The sequence below is a fragment of the Pararhizobium sp. A13 genome (assembly GCF_040126305.1).
Taxonomy (GTDB): Bacteria; Pseudomonadota; Alphaproteobacteria; order Rhizobiales; family Rhizobiaceae; genus Pararhizobium.
In genome coordinates, this window is record NZ_CP149510.1 from 3345975 (window position 1) to 3370603 (window position 24629).

General features: G+C 61.6%; 19 protein-coding genes. 6 read left to right on the forward strand and 13 right to left on the reverse strand.

Annotation, left to right across the window (positions count from 1 at the left end):
- Nucleotides 1-261: 261 nt before the first annotated feature.
- Nucleotides 262-6930, forward strand: a complete 6669-nt coding sequence (locus tag WI754_RS16555) for a kinesin (protein WP_349434569.1) — start codon at nucleotides 262-264, stop codon at nucleotides 6928-6930.
- Between the two features lie 359 nt (nucleotides 6931-7289).
- Nucleotides 7290-7619 carry a hypothetical protein gene (locus tag WI754_RS16560; protein ID WP_349434570.1) on the forward strand — a complete coding sequence of 110 codons (330 nt, stop codon included), beginning with the start codon at nucleotides 7290-7292 and terminating at the stop codon, nucleotides 7617-7619.
- Nucleotides 7620-7823: 204 nt separating this feature from the next.
- Here WI754_RS16560 and WI754_RS16565 read toward each other — a convergent pair whose 3' ends face one another.
- From WI754_RS16565 to WI754_RS16585, 5 genes are all read right to left on the reverse strand, one after another.
- Nucleotides 7824-8717, reverse strand: a complete 894-nt coding sequence (locus WI754_RS16565; RefSeq protein WP_349434571.1) for a cytochrome c1 — start codon at nucleotides 8715-8717, stop codon at nucleotides 7824-7826.
- Between the two features lie 29 nt (nucleotides 8718-8746).
- Nucleotides 8747-10018, reverse strand: a complete 1272-nt coding sequence (locus WI754_RS16570) for a cytochrome b N-terminal domain-containing protein (protein WP_349434572.1) — start codon at nucleotides 10016-10018, stop codon at nucleotides 8747-8749.
- A 14-nt stretch (nucleotides 10019-10032) separates the two neighbouring features.
- Complete coding sequence (gene petA, locus WI754_RS16575) at nucleotides 10033-10611, reverse strand: ubiquinol-cytochrome c reductase iron-sulfur subunit (protein WP_349434573.1); 579 nt, start codon at nucleotides 10609-10611, stop codon at nucleotides 10033-10035.
- A 368-nt stretch (nucleotides 10612-10979) separates the two neighbouring features.
- Nucleotides 10980-12845, reverse strand: coding sequence for an ABC transporter ATP-binding protein (locus WI754_RS16580; RefSeq protein ID WP_349434574.1), 1866 nt, complete (start codon nucleotides 12843-12845; stop codon nucleotides 10980-10982).
- Between the two features lie 139 nt (nucleotides 12846-12984).
- On the reverse strand, nucleotides 12985-14838 hold the full coding sequence (locus tag WI754_RS16585; RefSeq protein WP_349434575.1) for an ABC transporter ATP-binding protein: 1854 nt from the start codon (nucleotides 14836-14838) through the stop codon (nucleotides 12985-12987).
- Nucleotides 14839-15232: 394 nt separating this feature from the next.
- On the opposite strand from WI754_RS16585, the gene WI754_RS16590 reads away from it, so the two are divergent.
- Nucleotides 15233-15697: a tRNA (cytidine(34)-2'-O)-methyltransferase gene (locus WI754_RS16590; RefSeq protein ID WP_349437841.1), complete on the forward strand. Its 465-nt coding sequence runs from the start codon at nucleotides 15233-15235 to the stop codon at nucleotides 15695-15697.
- Between the two features lie 16 nt (nucleotides 15698-15713).
- Here the strand turns inward: WI754_RS16590 and WI754_RS16595 are convergent, their stop codons facing one another.
- Nucleotides 15714-16283: an NAD(P)H-dependent oxidoreductase gene (locus tag WI754_RS16595; RefSeq protein ID WP_349434576.1), complete on the reverse strand. Its 570-nt coding sequence runs from the start codon at nucleotides 16281-16283 to the stop codon at nucleotides 15714-15716.
- Between the two features lie 77 nt (nucleotides 16284-16360).
- Here WI754_RS16595 and soxR point away from each other — a divergent pair, with 77 nt between their 5' ends.
- Nucleotides 16361-16870: a redox-sensitive transcriptional activator SoxR gene (soxR, locus tag WI754_RS16600; RefSeq protein WP_349434577.1), complete on the forward strand. Its 510-nt coding sequence runs from the start codon at nucleotides 16361-16363 to the stop codon at nucleotides 16868-16870.
- On the opposite strand, the gene WI754_RS16605 is transcribed toward soxR, so the two are convergent.
- Both WI754_RS16605 and WI754_RS16610 read right to left on the reverse strand, forming a co-directional pair.
- Entirely contained in the window at nucleotides 16843-18051 is a 1209-nt protein-coding gene (locus WI754_RS16605; protein ID WP_349434578.1) for an MFS transporter, read from the reverse strand. The genes soxR and WI754_RS16605 overlap by 28 nt on opposite strands.
- An 87-nt stretch (nucleotides 18052-18138) precedes the next feature.
- A complete protein-coding gene (locus WI754_RS16610) occupies nucleotides 18139-18399 on the reverse strand; it encodes a hypothetical protein (protein ID WP_349434579.1) in 261 nt (86 codons plus the stop codon).
- Nucleotides 18400-18611: 212 nt separating this feature from the next.
- Here WI754_RS16610 and hemF point away from each other — a divergent pair, with 212 nt between their 5' ends.
- Nucleotides 18612-19523: an oxygen-dependent coproporphyrinogen oxidase gene (gene hemF, locus WI754_RS16615; protein ID WP_349434580.1), complete on the forward strand. Its 912-nt coding sequence runs from the start codon at nucleotides 18612-18614 to the stop codon at nucleotides 19521-19523.
- Nucleotides 19524-19589: 66 nt separating this feature from the next.
- Here the strand turns inward: hemF and WI754_RS16620 are convergent, their stop codons facing one another.
- Nucleotides 19590-19844, reverse strand: coding sequence for a hypothetical protein (locus WI754_RS16620; protein ID WP_349434581.1), 255 nt, complete (start codon nucleotides 19842-19844; stop codon nucleotides 19590-19592).
- A 157-nt stretch (nucleotides 19845-20001) separates the two neighbouring features.
- Here WI754_RS16620 and WI754_RS16625 point away from each other — a divergent pair, with 157 nt between their 5' ends.
- Nucleotides 20002-20265 (forward strand): BON domain-containing protein, encoded by a 264-nt coding sequence (locus WI754_RS16625; RefSeq protein WP_349437842.1) that lies wholly within the window; start codon nucleotides 20002-20004, stop codon nucleotides 20263-20265.
- On the opposite strand, the gene WI754_RS16630 is transcribed toward WI754_RS16625, so the two are convergent.
- The 4 genes from WI754_RS16630 to WI754_RS16645 form a co-directional block, all read right to left on the reverse strand.
- Nucleotides 20266-20880: an ABC-type transport auxiliary lipoprotein family protein gene (locus tag WI754_RS16630; RefSeq protein ID WP_349434582.1), complete on the reverse strand. Its 615-nt coding sequence runs from the start codon at nucleotides 20878-20880 to the stop codon at nucleotides 20266-20268.
- 210 nt (nucleotides 20881-21090) lie between these two features.
- A complete protein-coding gene (locus WI754_RS16635; RefSeq protein ID WP_349434583.1) occupies nucleotides 21091-22461 on the reverse strand; it encodes an MlaD family protein in 1371 nt (456 codons plus the stop codon).
- A gap of 70 nt (nucleotides 22462-22531) precedes the next feature.
- Nucleotides 22532-23383, reverse strand: a complete 852-nt coding sequence (locus tag WI754_RS16640) for an ABC transporter ATP-binding protein (protein WP_349434584.1) — start codon at nucleotides 23381-23383, stop codon at nucleotides 22532-22534.
- Entirely contained in the window at nucleotides 23383-24525 is a 1143-nt protein-coding gene (locus WI754_RS16645; RefSeq protein ID WP_349434585.1) for an ABC transporter permease, read from the reverse strand. The genes WI754_RS16640 and WI754_RS16645 overlap by 1 nt, the downstream gene beginning before the upstream one ends.
- Nucleotides 24526-24629 lie beyond the last annotated feature (104 nt).

A 24629-nucleotide genomic window follows, 5' to 3' on the forward strand; every position in this document is an offset into this window, starting at 1 on the left:
TGTGTCACTACGGTACGTTGAGGGATATGTTTATGCCTTAAGGTGCAGACAGTCCTGACGGAAAACCGCATCGAATGAAGCACCTACGGGGCTGATGTGCTGTTCCGTCGGTGCGTGGTTGAAATGGGTGCATGTCAGGTTCTGCGTAGATGTGATGCGCGTATCCTGCTGTCACCGTCCGAGTATCGGAGGTGCTCCCAATGCAGGCGGTGTTGCGGAGGGTCCTTTCGAAAGGACAGTTTAGTAACGAGGCGTATCCGCATGGCGACAAATAAAAGCAACGAGTCGATCGACGACAAGGCATTTCAGGCGTTGGAAGACGCTTTGAAAATCGACTTTGACGAGCTTAAGTCGGCCCTGAACGACAAGACGTCGGTGGGCGATCCGGAGGGAAAAGTGTCTGAACCAGTGAGCCAGGCACCGGCACCCAGCCAGGCAAAGACGACAAAGCCGCAGGATCAGGCAGCCCGCGCGGGACGGGCGACGGAAACGCCAAGAAGTCTCTCTCCCGAACCGGCCCCCAAGGCGCCCGCCTTCGCGCCTGCCAACGATGATGGCCGCAGAACGCCCGCCGCCATTCTGCGCTCGCTGGACGTCCGCTCCAGCCGCTCGGCGATGCGGATCGCCGCCGCTGTCTCCGCGCTCTGGGTTATCGGCGGCCTTGGTGTCGCCAACCTGCTCTTTGGTCCGGAAATCTGGCAGATCCGCTCGCTTGCCGACCTGTCGGCCATGCCGGGCGCCATCGGCGTGGCGATCTTCATCATCCTGCCGGTGATGCTGTTCTTCTCGTTCGCCGTCATGATTACGCGCGCACAGGAACTGCGCAGCGCCGCCCGGTCGATGGCCGAGGTCGCCCTGCGCCTTGCCGAACCTGAAACGGCAGCGTCCGAGCGCATCATGACGGTCGGCCAGGCCGTTCGCCGCGAAGTCTCGGCAATGAACGAGGGCATCGAGCGCACGATTGCGCGCGCGACCGAACTCGAAACGCTGGTTCATTCCGAAGTCAACGCGCTCGAGCGCAGCTACAGCGACAACGAACTGCGGGTGCGCACGCTGGTCCAGGAACTCGGACTGGAGCGGGAATCCATCGTCGGCCATGCCGAGCGTATCCGTTCGTCGATCGCCGGCGCCCACACGCAATTGAAGGACGAACTGGCGACTGCCGGCGATGATATCGCCAGCCGTATCGCCACTTCCGGTGAAGCCTTCGCGTCGATGATCGAAACCCGCGCCGCAGCCCTGATGGAGCGCTCGAACAGCGCGACGCAGACGATCGACGCCATGCTCTCGACCCGCACCGATGCTTTGGTCTCAGGTCTCACGACCGCCGGCGTGTCGCTCAGCAACGAGTTCGATACCCGTCTCGAAAATCTCAGCCAGACGCTCAGCAAGCGCGGCCAGCAACTGCTCGGTCAGTTCGAAACGCGCGCCTCCACGCTCGACGCCAACACAGAGAAGCTGAATGCCGCGCTGAATGAGCGCGCGCGCCAGCTCAACGAGACGCTGATCGCCCGCACGCGCGATCTGAACGAGAGCCTCAATGTCGGCCAGCAGGCCATCACCGGCGGTCTCGACGATATTCTCAACACGCTGAACGCCACGCTGGACGAAAAGGGCGCGAGCTTCCGCCAGAGCCTGAAGACCAGTTCCGACGACATGATCATGGATCTCGACCTGCGCTCTGGCTTCTTCGAGGAGAAGCTGCAGACAACGGTCGGACAACTGGCGACGGCCTTCGATTCCCGCTTCCACGAATTCGCGACCGCCTTCGACAAGCGCGCCGGCATGCTCGATTCCAAGCTGATGGAAAGCCTCGCCCGCATCAACCAGTCGGTGACCGGCGGCGCCGAATCCATCGGTGGCATGCTGGACGGTGGTATCGAGCGCTTCGAGTCCGCCCTGTCCGAACAGTCCCTGACGCTCGCGACCACGCTCGGCACGACGCAGGACTTCATCGAACACACGATCAGCGGCAAGACCGCCGAGCTCAGCGAAGCGATCGGCAATGCGCACGCCCGAATCGACGGAGTGCTGTCCGAACGCTCCGGCTCGTTGATGAGCGCGCTCACTGCGGCGCAGGATCGGATCGAATCCGGCTTCGTGCAGCGCGCCGGTTCGCTCGAAACTGCGCTCACGGAAAGTCAGCAGCGGCTCGCCGAAACGCTTGATGCCCGCACCAACGCGATCGCCGCCAGCAACCAGCAGCTTGCGGAAAACCTCAACACCCGGACCAGCGGCTTCATCGACGGCCTGCAGGCAATCCATGGCCGCATCGAGGACACGCTGACCAACCGCGCCGACGAGATCACCAGCTCCATCGCCGCCAGCCAGTTCCGCCTCGACAACACCCTTTCTGAGCGCACGGTCGAGCTTTCGAGCCTGCTTGCGGCAAGCTCGGAATCCATCGACAGTGCCTTCGAGGGCACGGCGGAACGGATCGATACGATCCTCTCGCAGCGCACCGGCGCACTCGCGAACGTGCTGACCTCGTCAACGGCAGCGATCGACAGCGCCTTTGACGGCACGGCAGAACGGATCGACACGATCCTCTCGCAGCGCACCGGCGCACTCGCGAACGTGCTGACCTCGTCAACGGCAGCGATCGACAGCGCCTTTGACGGCACGGCAGAACGGATCGACACGATCCTCTCGCAGCGCACTGGCGCGCTCGCAAACGTGCTGACTTCATCAACGGCAGCGATCGACAGCGCCTTTGACGGCACGGCAGAACGGATCGATGCGATCCTCTCGCAGCGCACCGGCGCGCTCGAAAACGTGCTGACTTCGTCAACGACCGCAATCGACAGCGCCTTTGACGGCACCGCAGAACGGATCGACACCATCCTGTCACAGCGCACCGGTTCGCTAGCCAACGTTCTCACCTCGTCTGCAGGCGCGATTGAAAGCGCGATCGGCGGCACGACGGAACGGTTGGAAACGCTGCTGTCCGAACAAAGCCGCACGCTCGGCGACACCCTCGCCAGCCAGACGGCGACGCTCGACACGCTTCTCGCCGAGCGCTCGGCAGAGATCGCCGGCACGCTGTCCGCCCGCGCGACCGAAATGGTCGACACACTGAGCAACCGCTCGGAAGAAATCGCCGACGGCCTCTCCTATCGCGCCAGCGCGATCGCAGAAACCATGGCCGACCGGGTCGGCGATATCGAGCAGCAGCTTTCGGGCCGCGTTGCGGCGATCGCCGAAAACCTCAGCGGCCGTGTCAGCGAGATCGCCGGCACGATGACCAGCACCTCGGCCGAGATCGCCACGGCCCTGTCTAGCCATGCCTCGGAACTCGCTGCCTCGATGGCAGGCAGGGCATCCGATATCGAACAGACGCTGTCCGGACGCGCCGGTCAGCTGGCGACATCGCTTGCCTCCACCCATGATCAGATCCGGACGACGCTGGACGACCGGCTCAACGCGATCAACGTTGCCGTCGCCCACGGAACCGAACAGCTTTCCGACGTGCTCAGCGAACAGGCGACCTCCATTGCCACAACGCTCGCCACCAGCGCCAGCATGCTGGAAATGACGCTGGAAGAGCGTCAGGCGGAACTTGGGGGCGTCATAGACCAGAGTGCCGCGGCGCTCGAACAGCGCATGCTGGCAAGCACCAGCCACGTGGCAACCCAACTCGGCGAGACCGCCGATCACATCAGCCGCGCCGCCGACACGCTAACGCACCGGATGGACACGTCCCTCTCCGCTATCAACAGCAGCGTCGACGAAACCGGTGCGCGCATCGAAGGTAGCCTCGGAGCGCTGGAAGGCCGTATTCGCGACAGCGTCGGCGGCGTCAGCGAATTCGTCGACAATGCCGGCCAGAGGATCGCCGACACGCTGTCCGCCAAGGTCTCCGAATTCGACCAGGTCAGTGACAGGGCTGCGGCACGCATTGCCGACAGCCTTGCCGGACGCGCCGACGAAATCGACCGCATCGGCAGCGTCGCTGCGGCCCGCATCGCAGACGCGCTCTCAGACCACACGGCTGAGTTCGACCAAGTCAGCACGGCCGCTGCCGCGATGATCGCCGACAGCCTTGCAAGCCGCACCGAAGAAATCGACCGCATCGGCAACAGCGCCGCGGCCCGGATCGCAGAAACATTGAGTGACCGCACGGCGGAGCTTGATCGGGTGAGCACCGCAGCAGCAACCCGCATTTCCGACAGCCTGGCCGGGCGCGCGGACGAGATCGACCGCATCAGCGGCACGGCCGCGACCCGCATTGCCGACACGCTCTTCAGCCATACGGCTGAACTCGGCCGCGTCAGCGACGAAGCCGCCGCTCGTATCGAAGCCAGCATCGAGGGCGGTACGGGCCGCATCGAAGAGCGGCTCGGAACCATGGACCGTGCCCTGTCGATCGGTCTCGACAATGTCAGCCGGACGATCGAAGGCAAGGCTGCCGGTCTCGTGACGAACCTGCGCGGCGCCGTCAGCGACGCAGCGCAGGGCATCGATGCTGAAGCCGTGCGCTCTGCAGAACTGCTGGCCAAGGCCGGCGAGGATTTTGCGCAGGCAATGGCCGCGCGTCAGTCCGATTTCCAGTCCAGCATAGAGCAGACCGCCGCGACCGCAGCAATGCGCAGCGCCGAACTGGCGCGTTCCGTGGGAGAAGCAACCGATGGTGCGGCCGCCCGGATCGCCCAGACGCAGTCGCGCGTGGCGGAACAGGCGTCGTCGCTGCAGCAGAGCCTTACCGACGTGGAGAAGGCCCTGGAAGCGCGCGGCAACACGATCCGCACCACCCTTGACGACGGCACGCGCGAACTCAACTCGATGCTCGCCGGCCGCTCCGCCGAACTGTCGCGCCTGATCGACGAGAAGGCTCGCCCGGTCATCGATCAGTACGCCGCCACCGGCAAGGAAGCCGCAGACCGCATCAGCGAGGTCGCCCGCGAGAGCGCGGAACGCCTGCGCGCCGAAAATGCGACGCTGCTCGAGAGCCTGACCGCCCGCACCGGCGAGACGCTGAATGCCATCTCGAGCCGCGCGGAAGAAACCGCCAAGGCGATGAAGATGGTCGAGAACCGCCTGCAGTCGACGGCCATGGGTCTGATCGATCAATTGGCGGCGAGCAACTCGTCGATCGCAGGCGTCATCGAGCAGGCAAGCGCCAATCTCGGCGCCATGGACCAACAGCTGGAAGCGACCACGACGCGGTTCTCGGAATCGGCCAATCGCGCTTCCGACATGCTGTCCACCTCGACCCGCCTTCTCGAAGGCAAGGTCGACAAGCTCGCCAATATCTCCGGCTCGACCCTGTCGCAGATCGGCGGCATCGTCGGGCGCTTCGAAGATCATTCCAAGGTGCTCAGCCAGGCATCCGACCTTCTGGGCGCAGCGCAGTCCAATCTGGTCAGCACGCTCGAAGAACGGCAGGATGCGCTGCGCACCCTCTCGGTCGGCCTTGTCAGCCGCTCTGAAGAGATAGAGAAGACCATGCATGCCCTTGAAGGCTTCGTCGATGGCGCCTTCCAGCGCGCCGAAGATCGCTCGGCGCAGATCGCAGGCAACCTGCGCTCCGGCATCCAGACGTCCTTCAACGATGTCGGGCGTATCCTGACAGACGCCGAACAGCGCGCCGCCTCGGCTGCCGAGGCCATGCGCGATGCGGTGGTCAAGGCAGGCGACGAAGCCAGCTTGTCGGTCGAATCGGTGTTCGTTCGCGCCGAGGAACGCTCGAACGAAATCGCCAGCAACCTGCGCGCCGGCGTCCAGGCTTCCTTCGCCGATGTCAGCAAGACGTTGTCGGAAGCCGAAGCCCGCGCAACGTCGGCGAGCGAAGCCATGCGCGCCGCCGTCGCAAAGGCCGGCGAGGATGCGGGCCTCTCCGTCGAGGGTGCCTTTGCCCGCGCCGAGGAGCGCTCCAAAGAAGTTGCCTCGCGCCTGCGCGGCAGCGTCGGCGCCTCGCTGTCGGATATCGACCGTATGATGACCGAAACCGGCAAGAAGTCGGACGGTGCCGCCCTGCAGATGAGCGAAGCGATCCGCAAGGCCGTCGAAGAAGCCGTCAGCCGCTTCAGCGGCGCAACCGAAGAAATCCGCCGCTCGGCCAGCGAGATCCGCCGCGAGCTCGACATGACCCGCGAGGAACTGAAGCGCGGCGCCTTCGACCTGCCGGAAGAAGCCAAGGAAAACGCCTCGGTCATGCGCCGCGCCGTTGCCGAACAGATCAAGGCGCTGCAGGAACTCTCCGACATCATCGGCAAGTCCTCCGGCCAGCTTGAGATTGCCCAGCCGGCGCCACGCCAGCAGGCCGTCGCACAACAGCAGCCTGTGGCCGCGGCACCGGTCCGCGCCGTTGCCCAGCAGCCAGCCGTAGAGCCGCGCCGCCAGGAGCAGGAGCCCCTGCTCCGTGGAAGTCTCGGCCTGGAACAACCGCGCGCCGCCCAGCAGCCGGTCGTTCGGCAGCAGGAGCCGGTAGCGGTGACACGTCCGCAGTCCGGCGAAGGCAGCGGCTGGATGCGTGACCTGCTGCGCGGTGCATCGCGCGACGAGGAGGCACCGGCGCCCGTCCCTGCGCAACGCGCAAGCGAGGCACAGCCCGCCGCCCGCGCCGGCGATACCCGCAATCCGCGCCATGTCATGGAATCGCTGAACTCGCTGTCGGTCGACATCGCCCGCGCCATCGACCACGACGCCTCGGTCGACCTGTGGCGGCGTTACCAGCGCGGCGAGCGCGACGTCTTCACCCGCCGCCTCTACACGCTGAAGGGCCAGCAGACCTTCGACGAGATCAAGCGCAAATACGATCGCGAGCCGGAGTTCCGCACTGCCGTCGACCGCTACATCGCCGATTTTGAAAAACTGCTCGGCGACGTCGCTCGCAACGACAGCGACAAGGTAATGACGCAGAGCTACCTGACGTCCGATACCGGCAAGGTCTACACGATGCTGGCGCACGCGGCCGGGCGGTTCAGCTAACCCCCAATTCCGGTTTCCATGTCTAGAATGGCCCCATCCGCAAGGTGGGGCCATTTTCATTTTGGGTATTCGCGGGCGTTTTGACGTTAAATAGAAATGCACTGTGCGGCTACTTCGCGCGCCTCGCAGGATGGGTTTGATCGCGAACAGCCGCTCAATGAAAGGGGACGCATGCAGGAATCACCAGCCAGAAGGCTCGTTGGAAACGATCAGAAGTCACGCCTCAGCGTCTATCGGCGGCATAACGGTTTCACTATGTCGAGGAGGAAATATCCGCGTGAGGCGATGCGTCCTAGTCTGGGTGGAGGCCAGTAGTTCAGGGATATTTGCGAGTAGCCGGGAAGCAGTCCTGGAGGCCCATGCCGCCATTTCTTTGCACCCCACTGATGACGATATGGCGCGGGCTGGCGGCTTCATACAGGCCGATTCGCGGCCCTTTTGGACAACGGAATAATCGTCATGGAATGGCTTTACGCACCGAATTTGAAGGTCGAGACGCGATTGTCGCCCAGCTGCAGACAGCAATGGTCAAGCGTATAGATCGAAACGGCAGTCTGCGGTTTCGCGTCGAGGGAGGCCCGCCTGCCCTCGCGGCTCAAAGCATCGCTATCGAAGGGTTTATCTCGATGATGTTGGAGGACATGGACCACTTTGTGCATCCGTTGATCCACGGACGACAGGCTGCATGAACTGGAGATTTACAAGGAAGACGGCAACCCAATTCTCATCGATCCGCACGAGATCGATATTTCGAAGATACATTGTTACTGAAGCAGCGGAACCAGTCCCGGCGGGAGGCGCAAATATCGTATCTGTGAGGCAACGCTTGCGGAACACCAGACACAAAAAAGGCGGCCACCCGGGCCGCCTTTGTCGTTCGAAGCCTAAAAGCCTCAGTGTTCCTTGTTCGCGTAGACCGACTTCTTCGTCAGGTAGATCAGGCCGGTAAAGATCAGCAGGAAGACCATGACCATGAAGCCGGTGCGCTTGCGATCTTCAAGATGCGGTTCGGCGGCCCACATCAGGAAGGACGCGACATCGCGCGAATACTGCTCGACCGTCTGCGGCGAACCGTCGTCATAGGTGACCTGGTCGTCGGAAATCGGCTTTGCCATCGCAAGTGCCGCAGCACTGCCGAAGTACGGGTTGTAATGCGTGCCTTCGGCGACTTCCGTGCCAGCCGGCGGTTCCTGATAGCCGTTCAGGAGCGCGTGGATGTAATCCGGTCCGCCTTCCTGGTACTGCGTGAACATGTCGAAGACGAAGGTTGGGAAGCCGCGCTCAACGCCGCGAGCCTTGGCGATCAACGAGAAATCCGGAGGAGCAGCGCCGTTGTTGGCAGCAGCGGCTGCTTCAACGTTCGGATAAGGCGACGGGAAATGATCAGAAGGCAGGGCCTTGCGGGTGAACATCTCGCCATCGGCATTCGGGCCGTCCTGGACTTCGTAGTTCGCTGCGAAGGTCTTCACCTGCGCTTCGGAATAGCCGAGGCCCTCCAGCGTGCGGAAAGCGACGAGGTTCATCGAGTGGCAGGCGGAACAGACTTCGGTGTAAACCTTCAGGCCGCGCTGCAACTGACCCTTGTCGTAGTGGCCGAACGGGCCGGAGAAGGTCCATTCTTCCTGTTCCGGCTTGTGGATCGGGAAGTGCGGCGTGCCGCCTGCATGTTCCTCCTCGGCGGCACCGCCTTCGGCTTTGTGTTCGCCGGCTTCCTGGGCGAACACAATACCGGCGCCAAGGCCTGCGACGACTGCGAGCGAAAGAATGCCTGTAACAAGCTTTTTCATTGTTGTGGGTTCCTTAATCTTCGCAGACATCACGCGGCAACGGGCTTCTTCGCAGCCTGCTTTTCCAGTACCGCTTCGGTGATGGAATTCGGGATGCGCTTCGGCGTTTCGATCAGTCCGAGAACCGGCATGACGACGAGGAAGAAGCCGAAGTAGTAGAGAGTGCCGAGCTGCGACATCACCACGTAAAGGCCTTCCGCCGGGCGCGAGCCCAGCCAACCGAGCATGATGGCGTTGATCACGAAGAGCCAGAAGAACAGCTTGTACCACGGACGGTAGACGGCCGAGCGCACCTTCGAGGTATCGAGCCAAGGCAGGAAGAACAGGACGATGATCGCGCCGAACATCACCAGAACGCCGCCGAGCTTCGAGTCGATCGGGCCGACATTGAAGGTGATCGCGCGCAGCATCGCGTAGAACGGCAGGTAGTACCATTCCGGAACGATGTGGGCCGGGGTCTTCAGGGCGTTGGCCGGAATGTAGTTGTCCGGATGGCCGAGGAAGTTCGGCATGTAAAAGACGAACCAGGCGTAGACCAGCAGGAACACCGATACACCGAGCGCATCCTTGAGGGTCGCGTAAGGCGTAAAGGCTACCGTGTCCGTCTTGGTCTTGACTTCGACGCCGGTCGGGTTGGTCTGGCCGACGACATGCAGTGCCCAGATGTGCAGGACGACGACGCCGGCGATCATGAAGGGCAGGAGGTAGTGCAGCGAGAAGAAGCGATTGAGCGTCGGTTGATCGACGGCGAAACCGCCGAGCAGGAACTGCTGGATCCACTCGCCCACCAAGGGGAAGGCGGAGAAGAAGCCGGTGATAACCGTGGCTCCCCAGAAGGACATCTGCCCCCAGGGCAGAACATAGCCCATGAAGCCGGTTGCCATCATCAGCAGGTAGATGACGACGCCGAGAATCCAGAGGATTTCACGCGGCGCCTTGTAGGAGCCGTAGTAGAGACCACGGCCGATGTGCAGATAAACGGCGATGAAGAAGAACGACGCGCCGTTGGCATGCATGTAGCGCAGCAGCCAGCCATGGTTGACGTCGCGCATGATCTTTTCGACGGAGTTGAAGGCAACCGTCGTCTCAGCCGCATAATGCATGGCGAGAACGACGCCGGTCAGGATCTGCACGATCAGCATCACCGACAACATGGCGCCGAAGGTGTAAGCATAGTTCAGGTTGCGCGGAACCGGATAGGAAATGAAGCTGTCATGCACGAGCCGCGGCAGCGGCAGGCGCGAATCGACCCACTTCTCGATCCCGGTCGTCGGCATATAGGTTGAATGATCACCACTCATAATCAGTATTCCCCTCAACCGATCTTGATGACTGTGTCGGAAGTGAATGCAAAAGTCGGGACGGCGAGGTTCATCGGCGCCGGCCCCTTACGGATACGACCGGCCGTATCGTAGTGCGAGCCGTGGCACGGACAGAACCAACCACCGAAATCGCCTGCCTGGCCGAGCGGAACGCACCCGAGATGCGTGCACGAGCCGATCATGACGATCCAGTTTTCCTTGTCCTTGCCGGCAGAGCGATCGAGATCGGTCGCTTCAGCATCGGCCGGAAGGTTGGCATTGCGCGCAACCGGATCCTTCAGGTCGGCAAGCGCAACAGCTTTCGCCTCTTCGACTTCCTTGTCGGTGCGGTTGCGGATGAACACCGGCTTGCCACGCCATTTCGCTGTCAGCGACATGCCGGGCTGCAGGCTCGATACATCCACCTCGATCGAAGCGAGCGCCAGCGTCGAAGCGTCCGGCCGCATCTGGTCGATGAACGGCCAGGCGACCGCACCCGCGCCTACGACGCCCGCCATGCCGGTCGCCAGATATAGGAAGTCGCGGCGAGTGGGCTCGCCCAGGGTTTCGCTTGATGTCTCGTGTTCGCTCACGGCTAAACCATCCTCTCACGCAATGTTTGCGGAAACCGCACTGTCCCCGGCGTCGACCCGCTCCGTGCTGACACTTGAGCGAAAGAACAGCGCCAAATCAATAAGCCGATGCACGATTCGAAGAAAACTTTCGCCCTTCCGCCTCATGCATCAAAACCGGGCGAATCCCGCGCGTTTAATAAACGGCAGATTCCCCGGCAATCCGGCGCGTTCTATGCTTGATCGCAAGGGATGTCTAGCCTTGAGGACGGGAGGTGGGCCACAATGTCGCGGGAAAACCGAAGCCAATGTTCGCAAACCGCTTTTCGCGGTCTGGCCTCGTCAAAACACGGCTTTCCCAAGCTTGCGGGCGCCGGTTTTCGACACCGTCATTCGGCGGCGGCGTCACGGGCGAGGAAGCCGCCGGACTGGCGCAGCCACAGATCGGCGTAGAGACCGCCGGCGGCGACCAGTTGTTCATGCGTCCCGTCTTCGACGATCCGGCCTTCGTCCATGACGATCAGCCGGTCGAGTGCTGCGATGGTGGACAGCCGGTGCGCGATCGCAAGCACGGTCTTGCCGTGCATCAGCCGGTCGAGATTGGACTGGATCGCAGCCTCGACCTCCGAATCGAGCGCCGAGGTCGCCTCGTCGAGAACGAGGATCGGGGCGTCCTTCAGCATCACCCGGGCGATCGCCACCCGCTGGCGCTGGCCGCCGGACAGCTTGACGCCGCGCTCGCCGACATGGGCGTCGAAGCCTACGCGTCCGCGCTGGTCCTGCAGCCTTTCGATGAAGCCGAGCGCCTCGGCTTTCCTTGCCGCATGACGCAATCGATTCTCGTCCGCGTCCGGACGACCGAACAGGATGTTGTCACGGACGGAGCGATGCAAAAGCGACGTATCCTGGCTGACGACGCCGATCTGGTTGCGCAGGGACTCCTGCCGGACCGCGGCGATGTCCTGCCCATCGATCAGAATACGGCCGCCTTCCAGATCGTAGAATCGCAAGAGCAGATTGACGAGCGTCGTCTTGCCGGCCCCCGAACGGCCGACGATGCCGACCTTCTCGCCTGGTCTTATGACGAGCGACAGATCATCGATGACACCATTGCCCCTGCCGTAGTGGAAACGGATATGCTCGAAACGGATGGAGGGGCTGGTGATGGCAAGGTTTGCGGCACCCGGCCGGTCCACCAGCTGGATCGATTGCGAGATCATGTCGGCGGCATTCTGGATCGTGCCGACATTGCGCATGATGCCGTTGAACTGCACCATCATCCGGCCCAGGAGAAAATTCAGCCGCAGGATGAGCGCCATGGTGAAAGCGACAGCACCGGAGCTGATCGCCCCCGAAAGCCAGAGGTCGACGCTCAGTGCCGCCATCGTCACGATCATGATGCCGGACAAAAGCGCCATCGAGGCGCGCACGCCGGTGATGAACCGGGTGAAGCGGATGATCGTGTCCTGATAGATGTCGAAACCCTGCCGCATGTAGCGGTCGTTCTCTTCATCGCGGGCAAAGAGCTTCAGCGTCTGGATATTGCTGTAGGCATCGACCATGCGACCGCTCAACATCGATGAGGCTTCGGCCGTCTCGCGGGAATGCTCGCGGATGCGCGGCACGAAATAGCGCGCGAGGAAGCCGAAGCCGATCAGCCAGAGCAGAACCACGACGGCGAGAGAAGAATCGAGCTGCCCGACAAGCACCAAAGTCGAAACGGAATAGATGCCGACGAACCAGACGCTTTCCATCAACGAGGTCACAACGTCGCCGACCGCCTGCCCGCCCGACCAGACCTTGGTAACGATGCGGCCGGAAAAATCGTTCTGGAAGAAGGACAACGATTGCCGCGCCACATGCAGATAGGACTGCCAGCGCACCAGATTGTAGAAACCGGGCGTGATGATCTGCTGATCGACTAGTGCCATCAAGAGCGACACCAGGAAGCGCACGATGCCGATCAGAACCAGCATGCCGAACAACTCGGCTCCATGGGCAGCGAGCAGGCCGCTCCAACCCTCGCCGGGTTTGACTGTCGCGAGGATATCGACGACGCGGCCGACGAACCAGAACAATGTCGCCTCGATCGCCGCCGTCATGCCGCCAAGGAAGAGCATGGCGATAAACGGTGCCTTGGCCTGGCGGATGTAGAACCACACATAGGCGATCAGCCGCTCTGGCGGCTGCAGGCCTTCGCGCGCCGCGAAAGGCTGTATCCAGTTTTCAAAAAAGGCAAACAGGGCGCGCAGCATGTGTCCGATATAGCCCTTTTCAAAAATGCGGCAATGCGGAATCCAGGCCGGCCGGATTACAAGTGCGTAATGCGGCCGGCCACAGGCATTTCGAACCAGTGTCCCTCCCCGCCTTCGCGGCGAAGGATCGAAGCCGGCGCTACTCCGCCGCCTCTTCCTTTTGCGCATCGTCGGCGATGAAGCCGCCGGACTGCCGCGACCAGAGATCGGCGTAGAGCCCACTCTTGGCAATCAGCTCGGCGTGGCTGCCGGTCTCGACGATTTTGCCGGCTTCGAGGATGACCAGCCGGTCCATCTCCGTCAGCGTCGACAGGCGGTGGGCGATCGCGATCACCGTCTTGCCCGCCATGAGCGCGAAGAGGTTTTCCTGGATCGCGGCCTCCACTTCCGAATCGAGCGCCGACGTCGCCTCGTCGAGGATCAGGATCGGCGCGTCCTTCAGGAAGACACGGGCGATCGCGATCCGCTGGCGCTGGCCGCCGGAGAGCTTGACGCCCCGTTCGCCGACCTGTGCGTCCAGCCCCTTGCGGCCCTGGTTGTCCTCGAGCAGCTCGATGAAGTCCCAGGCATTGGCCCGCTTGGCGGCGGCGATGATATCGGCATCGGTCGCTTCCGGGTGACCATAGGCGATGTTGTCGCGGATCGAGCGGTGCAGCAGCGAGGTATCCTGCGTCACCACGCCGATCTGGCCGCGCAGGCTGTTCTGCGTCACCGCCGAAATATCCTGCCCGTCGATGCGGATCGTGCCCGATTCGAGATCGTAGAACCGCAAGAGCACGTTCATCAGCGTCGTCTTGCCGGCGCCCGAGCGGCCGACAAGACCGATCTTTTCACCCGGTTTGATGGCCAGAGACAGGTTGTCGATGACGCCCTTGCTCTTGCCGTAGTGGAACCGGATGTTCTCGAACGCGATTGCCCCATGCAGCGCCTTGAGTACCGGCGCTTCCGGTTTATCGACAATGTCGTGCGCCTTCGTCATCATGCTCATGCCGTCATAGACGGTGCCGATGTTTTCAAAGAGCGCCGAGACTTCCCACATCACCCACTGCGACATGCCGTTGATGCGCATGGCGAGCGCCACGGCAATCGCGATCGAGCCGACCGACATGCCGCTGGTCATCCAGAAATAGATGCCGAGTGCAGAGATCGAAAACAGCGCGATGCAGTTGTTCGTGTAGACGAGCACGTGGAACAGCGTCACCTTGCGCATCTGCCGGTGCACGGTCTGCAGAAACTGATCCATGCTTTCCTTGGCATAGATCTCCTCGCGGCCGGCATGCGAAAACAGCTTCACGGTGGCGATGTTCGTATAGCTGTCGACGACGCGGCCCGTCATCATCGAACGGGCATCGGCCTGATCCTTGGAGATCTTGCGCAGGCGCGGCACGAAATATGTGACGATGCAGACGTAGACGATGATCCAGATGACCAGCGGTGCCAGCAGTCGCCAGTCGGCCGCGGCAACGACCACCAGCATCGAGACGAAGTAGCTGACGACATAGACGAAGACGTCGAGGATCTTCATCACCGTTTCGCGCACGGCAAGCGAGGTCTGCATCACCTTGGTGGCGACACGGCCGGCAAACTCGTTGGCGAAAAACGTCATGCTCTGGCGAAGCAGGTAACGGTGCATCTGCCAGCGCGCGATCATCGGATAGTTGCCGAGCAATATCTGGTGCATGATCAGTGAATCGAAGGCGACGATGGACGGCAGACCGATCAGGATGAGCGCGCCCATCCAGAACAGCTTCGTACCCTCAGTCTCGATGAACGTGTCCTGCTTGGCGGAAGAGAGCCAATCGACGACATTGCCGAGGAACTGGAACAGCGCCACTTCGCCGATGGCGATCAGCATCGTGCAGATCGACATGGTCAACAGCCAGGGCGCCGCCGGCTTGGTATAGTGCCAGCAGAAGGCAAACAGTCCCTGCGGTGGAACCTTGGGCTCCTCGACAGGATAGGGATTGAGGCGGGATTCAAACCAGCCGAACATTATCAAGCTCCTTCAGGAATCCAGTGAAGGAAGGCGGGAGACCCGCATTCATCGATCAGAAATTCTAAAACCGGAGAAACAGCGCAATCTTGCACACGAGACGTGTTCGTCCGGAAAGCGGACGGTCGCGCGCAGTCATGCCGTATAAGGAAAAGCGCGAAACCGGTCAGTCCATCGGGACTGAAGGCACAGCCTGGAGGCTGGTGATCATTCGGTAATCCATGCATGCCTCCGTCGGTTCGCGTTGAAGATGTGGCAGACTTAAATTGTTTTGCGTCGATATGCCAGATTGTCGCAGCCACTTTTTTCATCATTTCCATCTCTGCCGGGATTCTGTTGCCATTACGGCACAGATTGATTACGGGCTGTGATGAACCCCATAAGCCTTGGTGATATGTCCGCACATCCGCTCCGCATCGCCCTCTACCAGCCGGACATTCCCGGCAATACCGGCACGATCCTGCGCCTTGCCGCCTGTCTCGGCCTCCCGGTCGATATCATCGAGCCGGCCGGCTTCGACCTGTCGGACAAGAACCTGAAGCGCGCCGGCATGGATTATATCGCCTCGGTCATCTTGACGCGGCACGTCAACTGGGACCGCTTCGAGGAAACGCGGCTGACGGAGGGGCGGCGGCTGGTGCTTGCCTCCACCAAGGCCGCCGAACCCTATACGCGCTTCCGCTTCCTGCCCGGCGATACCCTGCTCTTCGGCCGTGAAAGCGCCGGCGTTCCCAACCACGTCCATGACAAGGCCGACGGCCGGATCATCATACCGATGGTCGAAGGCCAGCGGTCGCTGAATGTCGCCATGTCGGTGGCGATGATTGCCGGCGAGGCGATCCGGCAGGTCTCCGCCTGATTGCCGCCAACGGCTGTCACGCAGCGACCCCTCCATAGGCGTTTTCGGCCCGGGCCGCCTTCAGCGCCCTCGCCCACCATTTCAGTCGCCGCAGCATCACCAGCAGGCTGGCCTTGGCTTCAGCCGCCTTGAACGGATTGCCGGCGGCATCGAACTGCGCCCAGACATTGGAGAAGGTGACGGTGTCACGGATGGTGACAGTGTGCAATTCGGCAAAGACCTGCCGCAGTTGTTCAACGGCGCGCAATCCTCCAGACACGCCGCCATAGGAGATGAAGCCGACGGGCTTTGCGTGCCAGGGCTCGTAGCACGAATCGATCAGTTCCTTCAGCGCCGCCGGATAGCCGTGATTGTATTCCGGCGTCACGACGACAAACGCATCCGCCTCGGCGATCTTCTCTTCCAGCATCGCGACGTTGATGGCCGCCTCGTCGGCCGGCCGCTTGAGCTGCAGCGGATCAATCAGGATCACCCGAAGGCCGCTTTCGGCCCAGAGTTCAGTCAAGACCCAGTTGACGACCGTGTCGCAAAAGCGACCCTGTCGCGCGCTGCCATAGACGACGGCGATGTTCATTTTCTCATTCATGTCTGCGAATGCTCCGTTGCTGAACCGTTGGAGCATCTGGTATAAAACCTCAACTAAAGTTTAGGTCAATACTTCCTATGGAAAAAAGCAAAACCGATCTGCCGCGCCGGGAACTGAGTGTCGGCGAGGTCGCAGCCCGCAGCGGCGTCGCAGTCTCGACGCTGCATTTCTACGAAACCAAGGGCCTGATCAGAAGCATGCGCAGCCGCGGCAACCAGCGCCGTTACCCCCGCAGCGTGCTGCGCCGCATCGCCGTCATCAAGATCGCCCAGCGCACCGGCATCCCGCTCGCCGATATCCAGAAGGCGCTCTCCGCGCTGCCGGACGACCGCCAACTGTTGGCCAGCGACTGGGAGCAATTGTCGGAAAACTGGAAGGCGGATCTCAATGAGCGCATCACCAAGCTCACCGCTTTGCGCGACCAGTTAACTTCCTGCATCGGCTGCGGCTGCCTCTCCATGCGCGACTGTCCGCTGCGCAATCCTCACGATGCGCTGTCGGAAAAAGGCACCGGCGCCTATCTGATCGAACATGCCGGCGAAGAAGGCGACGGCGTCGTTCAGACCGGCAGGCCGGATGCCTCCTGAGATTTTGCCAGACGCTGCAATGCGAGCATGCTTAGAAGCGTGCCGAGCGAACTGACGAAAGCAACAGCGAGCGCTGCGCGGTTTCCATAGGTGCTCAGAACATAGGTGAAGAACGGTGGCGCCGCAGCGAAGGCGAGATTGAGGGGCAACCCCAGCCGCGCTGCGACGCCCGCATAGTCGGCGGGCGTGAAGAACACCAAGGGCAGCGTTGCCCGGCTGACCGACATCGCGCCGCTCGAAAGCCCGTAAAGCAGCAGGAAAAGCAGGATCGACCATTCCGTCCCGCGGCCGATCACCAGAATGATCAGACACAGCGGCATGATGAGCGCGGCAACCAGCCCGGTCGCCAGCCCGTTCCATCGGTTGCCGCCCAGGAAATCGAACAGTCGCGCCGACATCTGGACGACGCCAATCGCCGAGCCGAAGCCGACGGCCAGATAGTCGGCAACATCGAAGCTCCGGAACAGATCAATGACGACGAGCTGGAAACCCCAGGTGATGAAACCGTTAAGCGCGATCGCCGCCGTGATCAGGGCAACGATGCGGCGATGATCTCCATGCGGCGTGGCGCCGGCAGAACCCGACTTTTCGCCTGCAGACTCCACAATGGTCGTCTTCGGCAGCGCAAAGAGATGCAGCGGCAGACAGACGAGCAGCAGCAGGCAGCCATATATCAGCGAAACGCCACGCCAGCCGAATTGGGCTTCCAGAATATCCGTCGCCGGCCAGGACAGGCTGGGCGCCAGCGCCATGAACAGCATCTGCGCGCCGATCGCCTGCCGGGCGCCCTCGCCTGCGAGTTCCGCCAGAAAGACATGCGCGGATGTCGTCAGGCATGCGGCACCGGCCATGCCGAAGATGGCCCAGGCGATGAAATAGCCGATAGGTCCGCCCGAGACGGACAGAATCCAGAGCCCCGGAGCGGCGAGAAGCGAGCCTGCGGCCAGCACCAGCCGAGCGCCGTACCGCTGGTAGAAACCCGCGATCGATGGAGAGCAGACCGCCATCACCACAAGCATCAGGGTCGGCCCAAGAAAGATCGTTGCGCGGTTAAGGCCAAGGTCCGCCGCCATGACCTCGCCAGTCACGGAAATCGCCATGAACAGCGCGCCCCAGCCGATGATCTGGGTGATTGAAAGAATAAGGACGGAGCGCGAAACGGGAGAGCGCAGAAAAGGCATAACGAGCAACTTTGGAGGCCCGAATCGGGCAGAAGGGATCAATAGCGATTATGCCGTTTGGAGATCGAGAAACCAGCAGCTTTGCAATCAATCCGCGCTTGGCAATCGCCGCATGGTGAACTCGATTTCATCGCCTTCGAGCTGCCGCCAGCTCTCAACCTCGGTCCAGTAGGCAGCCTTCGGCCAGGTGTCGAACCATTCCTGCGCCTTTTGCCGTGCATGGACGCGGTCGAGCCGGAAAGTCTCGCGCACGAACAGACCGTCGCTTCGCTGCGGCCTGCCGCTGCGATGCCGGGCAATCTGTCGCCGCAAACCTTCAAGCGGCGGTCCTGCAGGAATCTTCGCCATGAAGCTCACCTTTCGCCAGTCGAGCCTTCCAAGACAAAGATAGGGAGATATTCCTGCTTTTGCGAGTCCGAACTTCACCGCCCCATGCTGCGGCAGACTGCCCCTCAGGCTCTGCACGCCGTTGCCAAGCACGGCAGAAATATGATCTTTCAGAATCGGTACAAATCGGCGGGTATCGCAGCTCCCATCCCCCGCCAGACAGGATGATTTCCATGGAACGACCGGAACTGCCGCAGGGATTACCCGCGGATATCGAGGACAAGAAGGTAAAGGCGAGAGCCTGGTTCGAAAGCCTGCGCGATACGATCTGCGCCGCATTCGAAACCGTCGAGGATGAACTCACCGGTCCCTTGTCCGATCGCGAACCCGGCCGCTTCGTCGGCAAGGATTGGCTCAGGGACGACGGCGCTGGCGGTGGCGGCCGGATGTCGATGATGGAAGGCCGCGTCTTCGAAAAGGTCGGCGTTCATACCTCGACCGTCCACGGCGAATTCTCGCCGGAATTCCGCGGCCAGATACCGGGTGCAAACGAAGATCCGCGGTTCTGGGCGTCCGGCATCTCGCTGATTGCCCATCCCGTCAATCCGAATGTCCCCGCCGTCCACATGAATACCCGCATGGTCGTCACCACCAGCCACTGGTTCGGCGGCGGTGCGGACCTGACGCCGGTGCTCGAGCGGCGCCGGACGCAGTCGGATCCGGACGCGATGCTGTTTCACAAGGGCATGGAAATCGCCTGCAAACGCCATCCGGTTGCGGATTATCCGCGCTTCAAGGCGTGGTGCGACGACTATTTCTTCCTGAAACACCGCAACGAACCGCGTGGCACAGGTGGCATCTTCTACGACTGGCTTCATTCGGATGGCGAGAAAGGCGGCTGGGACGCCGACTTCGCCTTCACCCAGGACGTCGGCAGGGCCTTCAGCCTGATCTACCCGAAGATCGTGCGGGCGAACTTCAACAAGCCCTGGACCGAGGAGGATCGCGACGAGCAGCTGGTGCGCCGCGGCCGCTACGTCGAATTCAACCTGCTCTACGACCGGGGGACGATCTTCGGCCTGAAGACGGGAGGCAATGTCGAGTCGATCCTATCCTCGCTGCCGCCGGTGGTGCGCTGGCCGTGACACATTCCAAACGAAAAACCCGGCCGCGCAACGGCCGGGTTTTTCGTTGAGAGGAACGCCCGGGAATTAGTCGCAGATCGTGATCTTCCTGATGCGCAGGTTGCCCCAGCGGTCCCAACGCTTCACCTTCTTGATGTAGCAGGACGGCTCGTAGTAACCGCCGTAATAGCCGCCGTCATAGAAGCCGATGGAGAAACCGCCATGATAGTGGCCGTGATGGCGATGGTGCCCGTGGTGGCCATGGTGGCCGGCGTAGGACGGCGCTGCGAACGAGATGGCGGCGACGGCAGCGACAGTCGCGGAAATGATGAACTTGCGCATGCTGTTCTCCTCTGTTGGTTCCTGATGAGTTCGTCCCATCCAGTGACCCAACATTCTCATGAGGCACTTGTTTGCGCTGTTTCGAATGGAACAGGACCGAACAAAAACCCCGCCCGCGCGTTGTTATGCCAGAGAACCGGTTGGGAGCATGGCAGCCATGATCTTCAAGGAGCGCACATTTTACGGCAGGACACCGGAAGAGTTTTTTCCGCAGGATCAGGCGGACCTGGAGACACACGTCGCCAATTGCCTGGCCACGGTGGACGGGCTCGACGCCTCGGATGTCTCCGTGATCTCCAAGGGTAGCACGATCCTGTTGACCGGCACCGTTTCGACGATCGAGGAGGTGGAGAGGGCTGAAGAAGCCGCAAGGACAGTCGAGGGTGTCGCCGAAATCGTCAACAGAATTGCGGTCGCCTGATCAGATCGTCGTCAGCGTCCAGGCAACGATATCGGCAGCCACCTGTGCAAAGGCCCCATCGAGCGCGGCGACAAAGGCGGGGTTTCCACTGCCGGTCACGGGCAACGTTGCTTTAAAGGCTTTCTGCGCGATAACCGTGCCGTTGCGATCATTGAGAATCTTGGCAAAAATCTCAACGACCGCCGTGTCGGCGCCATCCGTCGATATTTCAAACGCGCGGATGTTCGTGATCACCTGATAATCGATCGCGAGCCCCTCGCCCGGCTTGCCGACGCCAGCGACCTTGCCGGTGTTTTCGAACGTTTGCACCAGTTTCGCCTGCACCATCTTCGGCAGGCGGTCACTCCATTGGGATTTTGCCAGATACTGGATCTCGGAGCCGGACAGCCGGATCACGACCTGATCGCTGTCGAGCGCCTTCAGCGCGGTCGGATCGGGAACGAGGATCTGCTTGGCGGTGGACGGTGGTCCCTCGATGACTGGCGCAGTGGAAAGACTATAGGTGTTGTTGGAGGCCTTGCTCGCGCAGGCCGACACTGTGGCCGCCAGGGAAAGAAGAATGCAGGCCCGGAGCAATCCGGCCTTTCGACCACAAGAAACACCGGGAAAATTCATTTCAAACACTATCCTTCGCCAATCAGCCGCAACTTAGAGGCTCATCCGGTCAAAACAAGCCAAAAAAGGCAAAGCCCACCATGCACATACGGCAGAATTCCCTCGAGGCTTGCAGCCGTGCCACGCAAATTTGCTGTTTGGGAAAGTCAATACGCGATTCGAAGCGGAAATCCGTAGAATTTCCGGCCGAGGAGGAGGCGAATCGACGGCTTAACGTCGCGCCCGGCCGTCATACTGCTTGACGGTTTCGCCGCCGAACAACAACCGTTGCGGGTCCCTGTCGAAAGTGGAAATCGTGCTGTCCAGCGTTTGAACCGCGCGCCGCGTCTCGCCGACCAACGCCTCGACGTCCCGCAACCCGGAGCCGGAGAACCGTTTCAGATTGTCTGCAATCGGACCGATCTGCGCGTTCAGATTGTCGGCCATCTTGCGGAAGGAGGCAAGCGTCGCACGGGCATCGGCCGACAGGGAAGGCGCGTCGGCATCGCCGAGGAAGCCGTCGAGCTTGGCGAGAATGCCATCAACACGGCTCGATGCGGCATTCAGCTTGTTGGCCATCTGGGTAACGTCGGTGATCGTCTGGTCGATATCGTTCTGACGGCCCCTGATCCGGTCGGCGAGCTCGCTGATGGAAGCGGCCGTCTTGCGCGCATCGGCGCTTGCCGCCGACACATCGTTCACCACGCCGGTCACCTTCTGGCTGTCGACGGCCGCCATCAGTGTATCGACACGGCTAAGCGTCGCGGTCGCATTCTCGCCAAACCGCTGATAGGTCTCGGCTGTCTTCTTGAAGCTGGCTATGGTGTCGGCCACGCTGCCGGATGCCGCGCTCAGCTCATTGCTCATCTTCTCGACATTGCTGACGATATGATCAACCTTTTTCGTATCGACGGATTTCACCAGAGCTTCAGCCGATGTCAGCGTCGAATCGAGCTTGTCCGCCGCTGCCGTGATCGAGGTCGACAGGGCGCTGACGCTCTTCAGGAACTCGTCGATGCCTTCGGAGTTGTCGGCCAGGGCTTTGGTGAAGCGGTCGGCATTGGCGATCGTGCTGGTCAGCGGCCCGCGCACATCCTTGACGAACCCCTGGATGTCGCCGATCGCATCGTTCGCCCGATCCATGATCTTGTCGGCAGTCGCCAGAAGGCTCGTGACGCTGGACTGATCGGCCTGCATCTGCGCCGACTTGCCCTCCTCAAGCGCCTTCGTCAGGATGTTTTCCTCACCCTTGTTGCCGCCGCTGAGCTCGATATAGGCAGCACCGGTCAGGCCCTGGATTTCAAGCGTTGCGGTCGTCGATTTGAGAACGGGCGCGTCGGCGGAAACCTCGGTTACTGCAACGGAATAGCGGGGATCGTTGGCGTTGATTGCAAGGCTGCGGACCGAACCAACGGGAATGCCGTTGAACCGCACCGGCGAGCCGACGCTCAATCCATTGGCCGAGCCCGGAATGCTGATCACCAGTTCCACCATCTGGCCGCTGCGGCCATATTGCGACATCCAGTAGACGAAGCCGAAGGCCGCGAAGATGACCATGACGGTGAAAAAACCGACGATGGCGTAGTTGGCTTTTGTTTCCATTGCTACCGGTATCCTTCAGGGAGGCCGCAGACGCGGTTCCTTGCTTCAATCAAAATCATGGACGGCGCTGTCAGGAGGCCCTTTTGCCGTCGTCACGGACAATCGAGCGCGCACGCTTGCCCCGGAAATAGGACTTCACCCAATCGTCGTCGCAGGCGAGCATATCCTCGATCGTGCCTTCGACGAGAACCCGCTTCTGCCCGAGCACCGCGATCCGGTCGCAGACCGAAAACAGGCTGTCGAGATCGTGAGTCACCATATACACGGTCAATCCCAGGGTGTCGCGCAGTTTGGCAATCAGGTTGTCGAACTCGGCAGCGCCGATCGGATCGAGCCCGGACGTCGGCTCATCGAGGAAGACCAGGTCGGGATCGAGCGCGAGCGCGCGGGCAAGGGCCGCGCGTTTGATCATGCCGCCGGAGAGCTCGGAGGGAAACTTGTCCGCCGCCTCCGGCGCCAGACCAACCATGTCGATTTTCAGCCGCGCCAGCTCGTCCATCAAGTCCTGCGGCAGGTTCAGATATTCCCGCATCGGCACCTGGATATTTTCGAGCACAGTCAGCGAGGAAAACAGGGCGCCGTGCTGAAAGAGCACGCCGAGGCGCATGTCGAGTTCCATGCGTTCCTCTTCGCTGACCTCGTCATATTCGACACCGAGTATCTTGATCGAGCCGGAACGGCGCGGCAGCAAACGCAGGACCGTGCGCATCAGTACCGATTTGCCGGTGCCGGAAGCGCCGACGAAGCCAAGGATTTCGCCGCGGTAGATATCGAGATTGAGCTTGTCGAGCACGATGTTGGAGCCGAAGCCGACCGTCAGGTCTTTCACGGACAGGATGATCTCCGTACCGTTTACCCCGCTCCCCTCTTTCTTTCCCGCCGTCACATTGTCGCTCGGTTCCACCGGCCAAACCTCTTCCATCAGAAATCGATCGATGCGTAGAACATCGCAAACAGGCCGTCGACAAGGATAACGACGAAGATCGACTTCACCACCGATTGGGTGACGTGTTTGCCGAGCGATTCGGCGCTGCCGCCGACTTTCAGACCTTCCACCGCAGCGACAACGCCGATGATCAGCGCCATGAACGGCGCCTTGATCATGCCGGCGAGCACGGACGAGAAGTCGACCGCCTCCTGAAGCCGCGCCAGAAAGGTCGCAAAGGTGATGCCGGAGTAGCCCCAGGCGACGACGGCTGCCCCTGTCAGCGCTGCAAAGTTGGCTATGATGGTCAAAAGCGGCAATGCCACCGTCAGCGCAACAAGCCGCGGAAACACCAGGACGCCAATCGGGCTCAGCCCCATCACCTTCAGCGCATCGATCTCCTCGCGCATCTTCATCGAGCCGATTTCGGCGGTGATGGCACTGCCGGACCGGCCGGCGATCATGATGGCCGTCAAAAGCACACCGATTTCGCGCAGTTGCAGGATACCGACCAGATCAACGACGAAAAGCTCGGCGCCGAAATAACGCAGCTGGAAGGCACCCTGCTGGGCGATGATGGCGCCGATCAGGAAGGACATCAGCATGATGATCGGCGTAGCCTGCACGCCCATGCGATCGATCTGGTTGACGATCGCGGCCGGCGACAGGCCGCTGTGGCGCCCAAGCTTCAACTGCGCGCCGCGAACAGCCGAGCCGAGAATGAACATCGCAGCGACCGTGTCTTCCCAGGCAGACATCACGGCCTCACCGACAGGCGCGAAGAACCGGGTAAAGCGGGAGCCGGATTGCTTCTGTTCGTCGCCAGGCTCCGGCAGTTCCTCAGGCAAGGCACTCAGAAGCTCAAGATAGCGCGGCTTGTCACTAATGAGCGTCACATCGCCGATCTTGGACATGAATCGACGGATGACCCACGCCCCTGCCGTATCCATCGCCGTGATGGCGCTGAGATCGACTTCAGCCGCTTTCCCGCCGTTGGAAGCAAGTTCGCTGAGGCGCGGTGTGATCGTATGAACGGACGCGCTGCGCCAATCGCCGCTGAAACGGTAGATCCGGGTTCCGTTCTTGCCAGCCTCGTCGAGCTGCACGTCGGTCTCGGTTTTCATTTGCGAACGCGTCACGTCTGTTGGGTCTTCCGGAGATGGCTGCATTTGATAAAAGGTCAGCGACTCATAACCGCTCGAGCCCCATCTGTCACCGATTGAAACGTTTCTGAAACAAACGG